Genomic DNA, 9,812 nt, shown 5'->3' with positions numbered 1-9,812 from the left:
AGTTAAGCCCGGTAAACCATTGGTTTTACTGGGCTTTTTCTTTTTGGATACATTTTTTATCCAACCATTTATCCAACATTGGTAATAATTTAGGTTTATTATTGTTAAAACAACTTACTTTCATCAGAGTTGTTGAATATGCTTCCTTCTCAATATTAGAACCTTTCCTGTTATTCTTTTCTCCATTAATTAATGGCTTGTTCTATTAGCTATATATTTTTAGAGTTTCTCAATATTAATTGGCAAATGTCTTTATTAGCCTGTTAGTCAGTCGATTGTATTTAATGTTTAACTTTGCAACTATGAATGAGTTATATACATTAACCAGTATTATAGATGTAGCAGCCTTTGTTAAGGATGCTAGACTTGCCCTGAACATTTCCCAGGAAACCCTATCTAATCTTACCGGAGTGGAAAGGTCGTGGATAAGTAGACTGGAAAGGGGAAGGCTTGAAGGAATGAGTCTAAAGACCTTGGAGAAATTGGTTCAAGGGCTTAATTCAAAACTTATTTTGGTTCCCACGCCTGCGTTGGTGGGGTAATTATTTTACGTTAATCATCTTAACGGAAATACTACTCTCTAATTCCCCTATGTTATTTTTAGAGTATAGAAGATAATTTGTGATATGTCCTAGTAAAATTATATTTCTGATTACCCCAAAATACTAATGTTTATGGGATGTTACATTTTAGCATACACCAATTACTTGAAGTGATTTCCCCTCGGTTTTGATATGTATGTTTTTGCATATAATATCTTAAACAGCACTATAAGTTTGGTGTTAATTTTGGCACATATTTGTAGGATAGAATCTATCCTATTTCTCCATTTGTTGCCAAAGGAGTTCCAGCTATAAGTTTGTTTACAAAACGTCAAGTAAAAGCTCTTGTTCGATCTTTACAGTAATAACTGTTTTTAATAATGGGAGTGTATCACTAATTCCATCGTTAAAGAGTTTTTTACTCTATTTTAGTTACGAGTCTTTAAAATCGGTAATCAATAACAATCATACAATATTTTAGCTAGGTCATCTTCAGTCATAACTCCATCAGGATTATATGGATTAATGGAATCATAAACTATTGTTTGCATAGGCCAATCTAACTGGTATGCTATAATTGTTATTACATCGTAATCTAAGGGGACAATTACTTCCTCTAGTAATTTCCCGGAAAATGTTATAGTAGGATACATATAATCATCTACTTGTACTGTAGCATGGGAAACGCATCCTCCATTCAAATTGGCAATCCAAAGAGACTGTAATCGCATAGGGTCGAACCCTCCGTTAATCAACCCTGATATATCCGGCGCAGGATATTTGTTAAAACAGAAAACAGTTCCGCTTACTAATTCTTCACCATCAACTGTAATATCCAATGGTAATACCGTGTCCCAAAAAGGGGATAACTGTATTTCATCTTTATAGGGCAGCGCATAAATAGTGTCATTCCCATTCATTAGAGACACAGAGGTTAACGTATATACACCGAAATCCATAGTGCTGCTTGAATTGCTTAGATACTTGCCATCTACTTTCTGTAAGGGGGATATGTAAGTGTAATCAAAGCCTCGATTATTCGTGACGCTGAATCGTATCTCAGTTGGTTCTTTATTACTACATGATGGCACTTTTGAAGTACCGCCTTCGGACTTTAATATTGGTGCTTTCAATGAAAAGTGTATAGTCCCCAGTTTTTTATTTTCTTCATACTGTTGGTCTTTTTCGCAGCCTATGGTTAAGATTGCTAATAAAATTAAAAGTGTTCTCATAATGATTAAATTTGATGGTTTGATTACCTATAAAGGGGGATGAGAAAAAGGGGGGTAGCTGTTTTTTTAGGGCTGTTAACTAAACATTTTTAATTGCCCTGATTCTATATTTTTTTCTATAAGAACTAATTTACCATTCAAAGCACCGATCAATCGGACAATATGGGCATAGCTGATACGCTTAACATCGCCATTCTCGATCTTGGATATATAACCCTGTGCTACCCCGGTCATTTCGCTTAGGACTACCTGACTAATATTGAGGGTTTTCCTTCTCTCTTTAATAAACTGTACGATTTCAGCTACCGATTTCTCGGCCACCATTTTTAATTCATGGTTCTTCATATTGCTTATTGTTGTTTAATTAAGACCATTTAATAACTTATTAAGAAGGGGATTGTGAGGGAGGGAAATGGCAAGTGGGGGGTGTTTCGTTGCCAATTAAATATATGAAATAAAGTTTATCTGATATATTGTTTTCGACTTATGTGTCTCTTTTTTAGATGACTACGCCATTTCTATGAAAAAAATGTACATTAGAGTTGCTGTAATGGTAAACACTTTTTTGGAGTGCTCCCGGCAAAAGGAAAACGGAATTTTTTTAGGGGTGGGGTGCTATTTTAGAGAAGACGCTCTTAAATTTTTGTCTTTTTAAGACGACACGATGGCTGACTATAAAACATAACTGTTCTAAAATAATTTCCCCTGCGTTGAAAAATTGTATCGAGAGGGATTATTGTAATACCTATTCCGGATCTGTTTTGAGATTTGACTGTATAGATCAGTTTCGTAGGCATTGTCTGCACCGGTCAATAAAATACTGTTTAACCAATTGAAGGTCTCGGAATCTGCTTCTTCATAATACTTTAGTCCAGTATTGGATAGTAGTTTACTATCTCGTTTTTGCATGGAAATATCAAGGCCGGTGACAGGGCATATCTTCACTTGCTTAAGTATAGTATTTGAGCCTATATTTGAATGGTTAAATCTTATACACTTAGCGCTTTTAATATACCTGTCAAATTTTATACAGGTCTGCTTTAATTGATTTATTAATTCTGACTTGATATTATGGGAATAGGTATCGATCAAGGCATCTAATTTGGTTTTGGGCCGGTATCGTCGATGAGATGGTAACTTTTTCCAATACCTTGGGTTAGAGTAATCCTTGCATTTATTTTTTTCTCCCGGGCTTAATTCGTTAATTCTAATGGTGTTATCGTAATACAACACTTTTTTTAGTTGCCTTTCCAAAAATAGGAAGGCCCTAATCAAGTGTAGTTCATCTATATCGGCCATTGTCTTTATACCAACTCCTTTTTTTTGAAATTCCATTCTTGTAATTTTCATTTCAAAACGTAAAGTGTTCAAGGCCATATTGTATTGATTCCCTTTATTATAAATTTTAACAATATACTGGCCATGTGGTGATTGCATATAGTAATCGTTGAAACGGGGTTCAAATGACTTCCCTTCAAACATTAACAGTCCATTTAGAAATATCTGAGGATCAAAAGAAATTGTTAGGTTGACCCCAATTTCAATATTCTGAAAAATCATTTGATTAGGTTCAACATCAAACAAATCCAATAGATGTTGTTTTACGAATACTATTTCACTCATATAAAACTGATTGCCATTATACCCCCTGTAAACCTCAACGTCTTTGTGGTTTGGTGCATATATGCCTGTTAAAGAATTATACATTTTATGAATGCTTCCGGAAAACATGACGGTTCCGCTATCGTATATTGTTATAGTGCAAAAATGGTAAGTACACTTTTTTTTATCAGATATCTCTCCTCCATTTTCCGCCACCTCAATTTTAAAATCGAGTAAGGGATGATCCGATAGCCTGTTTAAGTTTACTCCTTTAACCAATATTTTAACGTAATCTATCAATGGGGTTGTATGTAGTTAGGTTTATTGCTGTAGTAGAGAAATTTGGAGAAATAGAGGAATGGTACTACTTCCTTCTATATAGTCTCTTCATAAAGGGAGTGAGAAGTTTTCTGTTTTCGGAAAAAAAAGCTTTAAAATAGAAAATCGTTGCTGTCCTGTTGTTCTGATTGAACCGGACCAATAGAGTATCTCCTATTTTATTATTTTCCTCTCCGCTATAACCAATTAGGATACAAGATGTGTAACAGGAATGGAGTTCAATAAGTTTTGGCCAATTTCTGTCAACATTTACCGATAGGTAATATTGGGGGTCAGGACTTTTGTAGTTCCTGTTTTGTGAAACTCTGATGCCTTTAGACAACCATGTACTGTCTCCATTTGTTTTGATTGGGTCATAGTTGGCAGACGTTGAATTGGAATCAGTAAGTCTAAACGTGTGTATTATGGGTATTGGAACGGTATCTTGGGTTGGTGGAATTCTGTACATAACATTAGTTTTTAAGTTTAACTAATGCTTGTTCAACAGCCGATCTTTCAAAATATACTCTGGAACCTATCCCTAGTGGTTGTATAATTCCTTTTTTAGACCAATTATGAATTGTCGAAATATTTACACCAAATAATTTAGCCACCTCTTTTCGGGAATAATACAATTGCGGTTCTTTTGGCTTAAATTTTTCTTTTAGTTCTTTAAGTTCATTTTTTATGTTCTCAATCTGGAGTTTTGTCTCCTCTGGTAAATCGATCGTAATAGTTGTCATGATATACTTTTTTTTGTATTTATGACAAAATTATATCAATAAGAGCTTATTTAGTATTATCGATGGGAAAGAGGAAAATACTTACGATTTAATACTTTTTTGCTACATATATGTGCATAGTGTATCTTTTTTTACAGAAAAAATTAATACATAATGTAGCAAAAACCTTCCTCATTGGGTAACATTTTGGAAGAAATAATTTAAAAGACCTTGTTGTAATAGAAATTTCTTAAGGATTCTATTCCTAGACCAGTATCAAAATTCATGTGAACTAAATTGAAGAGCTCTGATTTCTTAAGATGTTTAAAATACTTTTGTTGAAAATCTATTAAATCCTTTAAAAAGGACTCTCTATCGCGTTTGTCAATTATAATTCTAAAATTGTTACTTGTGTTATTAAGCTGTTCTACTTTTTGTAAGAACAATTGAAGTCCAATAGTGTTACCTCGAGGGTGATTACTTGCAGATTCCTTCAATGCTTTGTAGCAAACTGCATATTTTAGGTTGTTTTTCTTTACAAAGCTTTTATAGTTTCCAATACCCCATTTATAAGTATTGAAGTTCATTATTTGATTTCTTAAATAATTAAAAAGGATTATTTTTTCTCTTGGTGTTAATGAGGTAAGTGGGGTTTCATTTTTTAATATTAAAAGGCTCTTTCCCATTATTATGTGAGTTTAAATCTTGTTTTCTATTTTTGGAATCCAAATGCTTTAATACGCTTTCAGGCTTTAGAGCTGACTAGTATTAATTAGGATACAATTGACTAAGTATTCTATGAATATTTAGATTACATCTAATGGTTTTATATGGGTATTCTAAGAGGAAGTCTGTGTGTTTTGGTTATTAAAAAATCAATTGTGGTTGCAATAGTTAACCTCTGCCTTTAGATGTGCCCATTCTATCTCCGCATCTTCATCTGACATAGTTTTATATCTATTAGAAAGATATTCTAGAACCACTTTCCTTACTTCTAATTCTCTATCCCTTTTCTTATTACGAAGTTTAATGCTTGCTAATGCTCTGCGACGAAATTCCGCATGTCCAATATTCCATTTCCGAAGTACATAGAGTTTATAATCGAAGTTTTCTAGTGCAGTGTCTATTATCTTGTGATATAACTCCTCAAGCTCCGATTTTGTGCATTGGCTATAGTCAAATTCCGAATCGCTGTTCATTTTCATAGATACTCATATTATAAATGTACTAAAACTGGCTTGAATTTTTAGAATGGGAGTGTCCGTTAAATGTTTTAAATTACCTTCAAATCAGATTTCTGAGCCTCATTCTGTTTTTCTTTCTCTTCATCCTCCAATTTCATTTTTGCAAAGTTTTCCGCGGCCCTATTACTTAGATAATCGTCCTCCTGGTCTATATATTTTAAAAAATTAATTTCGTTAAGATGGCCGGTTATCTTCATGATCATTGGGGTGGGCCAATCTGGCCTCCCATAAAAATTCGTGGCAAAAGATCGTCTACAAGTATGATTTTGTATTAATTTATACTTGGGGTATCTTCCTATAACACCATTATATCTTCCTCTAACCTTTTCATTAATGCCAGATGCTTCGCATACATCTTTCATAAGACTTGATAATTGGGTTCTGTTGCTATGTTCGTCCTGAGAAAAGTTTGGAGGGAAGTCCAATTTGTATTTCTCTAGGATCCCCATTACTTTATAATGAATAGGAATCTTTACTCTCTGACCTGTTTTGAATTGTTTAAAGACAATCCAATAAATATTGTTCTCTAGAACAATCATACTTTTATTCATTCGGTAAAAGTCTGAAACGCGTTGCGCGGTATAACATCCAATAATTAACCAGTCTTTTGCTATCTCGAGCCTTTTATTTGGCATTTGTGAGGCGATGATTTTATCTATCTCCTCAAATGATAATGTGGTAACAATAGTTTCATCTTCAAAGCCTTCAATGTTTTTATATCCGGGATCTACCTTTTTTCCTGCCTTTTCGGCACTGCTAATAATGGTTTTCAATCTTTTGGCATAACGTCCTCTGGTATTTATAGATAAGGACTTTTCAGTTGCTAAATAATCCAGAAATTCGTCTGCCCATTTTTCGTTGATATCTGAAATTTTTATTTTCCGGCGTATATGGTTTTGATATCCCTCTAGTTGTTTGGTGAAATTATGATACTTGTCAATCGTATTTTGTTTGTACCTAACTCTCCGCCCTTTTCTTTTATATGTTGAGGTGCTGAGGTTCTCAGTATATTGGAATGCATACGGAACCAATAAATTTTCATCGGTAATAGGGGTGTCGTTAAAGAAAGATTTAATTTTAGATTTCACCCAATTACTTGTGATGTCATTAATAGATTTTGTCGTGCTTTGCTCTACCTCCGAAATAATATCCAAAAGATATCTATTAAGGTCTTCTAACGATCTCCTTAGATTTCTGAGTTCAGTAGTTTTTCCATGGGGATAGTGATTTTTCCATTTAGTAGCATCTAGAATTGTTTGGCCTGTAGATAGTCTAAAATCGATCCCCCTCTTTATGGAGAGCCTAAGATATATTTTGCTTTTCCCTTTTGGTTTGTGAGGATAGAATCTAATGGTGGCCATAATATCAAATCTTATTATATAAATATAATGATTTTATCCAACGGTTTATCCAACCATATTACTATTTTATTCAATTACATGCAATTTATTTAGACTTGCAAAAATCATAAAACATTGATATATAGTGTTTTTCAGTGTATTGAGGTTTAGGTGAAGCCAATATTTACACTCCAAGAGGGGGAGCAGATAAGCCCGGTAAAGCATTGGTTTTACTGGGCTTTTTCTTTTTAAGGAAATATTTTATCCCACTTATATATTAATACCCAATAAATTGATGCTTTTTAAATAAAGGTTTATTTTCAAGTTGTAGGATAGTTGCTTTCCATCTTGAATTGTTCACCCATGCAGTTAATTATTAATTTTGTTTTACATTGTGATTAACTTGACATGTTTTAAAACAATAAATTTTTATCTATTAATGTTGAGATTAATATATTTGGCAAGTCAATTTTAACTTATTATTTTGTCTGCTTTTTGATAATTATTTTGTAATATGTAGTAAGTTTAGATGTTTGAAGTAAAATAGGGATTATGAGCGTTAATTGATAAATGTCCTTAATATATTCAAATTGTTCAAAAACTATATAGTTAATATTAAATATTGTACCTTTGCATTCCCTTAATTAATAGTAGGGTGATTGTAATCTAAATAATATCGTCGTTATGAAAAATCTTTACGAGAAATTACAGGATTATTTCGATACTACCACTTCAGAGCAAATAAAAGTAGATTGGGATTCAACATCTAAGTATGATGAGATTCAAAGTCCAACTGTAGAAGAGTTTGTTGAGAATTCTGAATTTTTTTGCATGCTAGAGCATGAACCCCCTAATTTATTGAATGAAAACTTTTTTAATAATATAAAAAATCCGAAGTTTACTTCGGATTTTTTTTTGAATAACATTTATGGAAAAAGCAAGTTTTTCGATCACTCGATATATTTTCGACAAAGTTATAATAGATTTAGAGGCGAGAAAATCTAAGGATATTTTTGTCAATTTTATACCTTCGGGCGTGTTGAATACGAATGACTCCACCTTTGATTTAACATTCGAATTTCATGCATTTTCTTCTGAGGAGAAAGATAATGATCCGTTTATTTTTGTTAGATGTATTGGTACATTTCAATTTAATGGTGTGAAAAGCCTCGAAGATATCCCTTCATTTTTTTACCGAAATAGCATTGCTCTATTGTTCCCATATGTTAGGGCTTATGTAAGTCTTATAACTAATCAAGCCAATGTTTCTCAAGTAATGTTGCCGACAATGAATTTAACTTCACTAGAGGCTCCATTGAAGGAAAATACGACGCAAAAATAAATTGTGTGCTATTTTGGAAATTATAAAAATATACCAAACTTTAGAGGATAGAGATAATGCTGATTATATAGAAGATAATGGTCCCTTTCAATGTTCTAGGAAAAATGCTTGGCTTGGTAATGGTTATTATTTTTGGGATACTTTCATTGAAAATGCACATTGGTGGGGAGGATTGCTTTATGATGATAAGTATGTAATAACAGAAGCGAAGATTGATTTTTGTATTTCTACCTGTTTTGATTTGGTTGGCTCCGCGAAACACATGTTGGAATTCGAGAATTTGATCGAACTAATGAAAGAAAAAGGTTTGGTAACTGAAAAAACAACGGTAGCAAGGGTAATATCTTTTGTAAAAGATACTTTACAAATTTTTCAATACGATGCAGTAAGAGTATATGGTATCCAATCAAGGTCTGTTGATACCACCCCAAGTTATCGTATGAATTTTGAATTAGGTAAGACTCAGTATTTGGATTTTAAACCAGCAATTCAAATATGTATTTATAGGACTAAACCCATGAACTTTAGGGATTACCAAATAGTTTATCCGGATGAATATATTAGTGGTTATGTAATATAATTTTTAAAAATTATTGCACGTAAAGGATTAGTATTATGCCGAAAAAAAATGATTTTCTGAATTAAATTTTGGATTGATTAACTAAACGTTTGTAAAAAATAGCACACATTACGCATGTAAGTTATACAACTATAATTAGTTAGGTGTTTTATAGTGCTATAATTATTATATTAGATCATTAGTGGTAATAAAATCCACTTTTAATTATAATTCTTATACTAATATGGGGCTATTTGGTAGGTTTAAGTTTAAAAAAGAAAGCCATGAAAGCCGCAAACATCGTTTAAAAGCGATTCTTTCTGATCTAGGCTGTAATCCATATGATTTTGTACACGAAAAAATGGAGCCATCTGATATCTCCTTACAGGATGAACTTGACGGGGTGGTTAAATCATCTGACTTACTTTTTCAGAGTGGTGAAAAGCCCTTTGATTACATTAGTTTAAGTGATTTTGAAGACGGAAGGAAACGGCTTTCCATGTATAAATCCAATAGAGATCCCAGAGAAACAAGAAATTTAGTTGATAAGTATCACTCCATATTAGGTGAAGACTCTTTACAAAACAAAAAATTTACTTCTAGGGATTTACAAACTATGGAAAAAGGAACAACTACCCACCTTAGAGTATGGCATTTAACCTATTTCAAATTAGTCATTGGGTTTCTAACAAACCAAAATGGTAATTATACCTTTGTAACGGTAAGTGAAAAGAAATTCTAGTGCTCTTTCTAGCATATTTTATAGGATATAAAACCCAACAAATAATTCCCTCGATTTAAAGGAATCAGTATTGTTCCCCGCTGTAATCTTCAACGACGATGAATTGATTTCCAATGCGAGGTTAGAGCTGAATACGTGCAATACCTCGGATGAACTCTTTAAGCTACAG

The 9,812-nt window shown here is 32.8% G+C and carries 11 protein-coding genes; 4 read left to right on the top strand and 7 right to left on the bottom strand.

Annotation, left to right across the window (positions count from 1 at the left end):
• The first annotated feature begins 302 nt into the window (after positions 1-302).
• On the top strand, positions 303-542 hold the full coding sequence (locus F1E73_RS15660; protein ID WP_191089036.1) for a helix-turn-helix domain-containing protein: 240 nt from the start codon (positions 303-305) through the stop codon (positions 540-542).
• Positions 543-997: 455 nt separating this feature from the next.
• Here the strand turns inward: F1E73_RS15660 and F1E73_RS15655 are convergent, their stop codons facing one another.
• The 7 genes from F1E73_RS15655 to F1E73_RS15625 all read right to left on the bottom strand — a co-directional run bounded on the left by F1E73_RS15655 (position 998) and on the right by F1E73_RS15625 (position 7,021).
• The gene (locus F1E73_RS15655) at positions 998-1,774 is read right to left on the bottom strand and encodes a hypothetical protein (RefSeq protein ID WP_150452463.1); all 777 of its coding nucleotides are present in this window, start codon (positions 1,772-1,774) and stop codon (positions 998-1,000) included.
• Between the two features lie 75 nt (positions 1,775-1,849).
• The gene (locus tag F1E73_RS15650; protein WP_191089035.1) at positions 1,850-2,119 is read right to left on the bottom strand and encodes a helix-turn-helix domain-containing protein; all 270 of its coding nucleotides are present in this window, start codon (positions 2,117-2,119) and stop codon (positions 1,850-1,852) included.
• Positions 2,120-2,464: 345 nt separating this feature from the next.
• Complete coding sequence (locus tag F1E73_RS15645; RefSeq protein ID WP_150452462.1) at positions 2,465-3,397, bottom strand: hypothetical protein; 933 nt, start codon at positions 3,395-3,397, stop codon at positions 2,465-2,467.
• A 770-nt stretch (positions 3,398-4,167) separates the two neighbouring features.
• Positions 4,168-4,437 carry a helix-turn-helix domain-containing protein gene (locus tag F1E73_RS15640; RefSeq protein ID WP_150452461.1) on the bottom strand — a complete coding sequence of 90 codons (270 nt, stop codon included), beginning with the start codon at positions 4,435-4,437 and terminating at the stop codon, positions 4,168-4,170.
• A gap of 200 nt (positions 4,438-4,637) precedes the next feature.
• A complete protein-coding gene (locus F1E73_RS15635; protein WP_150452460.1) occupies positions 4,638-5,102 on the bottom strand; it encodes a hypothetical protein in 465 nt (154 codons plus the stop codon).
• A 189-nt stretch (positions 5,103-5,291) separates the two neighbouring features.
• Positions 5,292-5,621, bottom strand: a complete 330-nt coding sequence (locus F1E73_RS15630; RefSeq protein WP_150452459.1) for a hypothetical protein — start codon at positions 5,619-5,621, stop codon at positions 5,292-5,294.
• Positions 5,622-5,689: 68 nt separating this feature from the next.
• A complete protein-coding gene (locus F1E73_RS15625; protein ID WP_150452458.1) occupies positions 5,690-7,021 on the bottom strand; it encodes a phage integrase SAM-like domain-containing protein in 1,332 nt (443 codons plus the stop codon).
• A 907-nt stretch (positions 7,022-7,928) separates the two neighbouring features.
• On the opposite strand from F1E73_RS15625, the gene F1E73_RS15620 reads away from it, so the two are divergent.
• The 3 genes from F1E73_RS15620 (at position 7,929) to F1E73_RS15610 (ending at position 9,643) form a co-directional block, all read left to right on the top strand.
• Positions 7,929-8,342 carry a protein-export chaperone SecB gene (locus F1E73_RS15620; RefSeq protein ID WP_150452457.1) on the top strand — a complete coding sequence of 138 codons (414 nt, stop codon included), beginning with the start codon at positions 7,929-7,931 and terminating at the stop codon, positions 8,340-8,342.
• Positions 8,343-8,355: 13 nt separating this feature from the next.
• Positions 8,356-8,922 carry a hypothetical protein gene (locus tag F1E73_RS15615; RefSeq protein WP_150452456.1) on the top strand — a complete coding sequence of 189 codons (567 nt, stop codon included), beginning with the start codon at positions 8,356-8,358 and terminating at the stop codon, positions 8,920-8,922.
• A 223-nt stretch (positions 8,923-9,145) separates the two neighbouring features.
• Complete coding sequence (locus F1E73_RS15610) at positions 9,146-9,643, top strand: hypothetical protein (protein ID WP_150452455.1); 498 nt, start codon at positions 9,146-9,148, stop codon at positions 9,641-9,643.
• Positions 9,644-9,812 lie beyond the last annotated feature (169 nt).

It is taken from the genome of Arenibacter lacus (assembly GCF_008711145.1).
GTDB lineage: Bacteria > Bacteroidota > Bacteroidia > Flavobacteriales > Flavobacteriaceae > Arenibacter > Arenibacter amylolyticus.
This window is presented reverse-complemented; position numbering and strand designations above follow the sequence as displayed.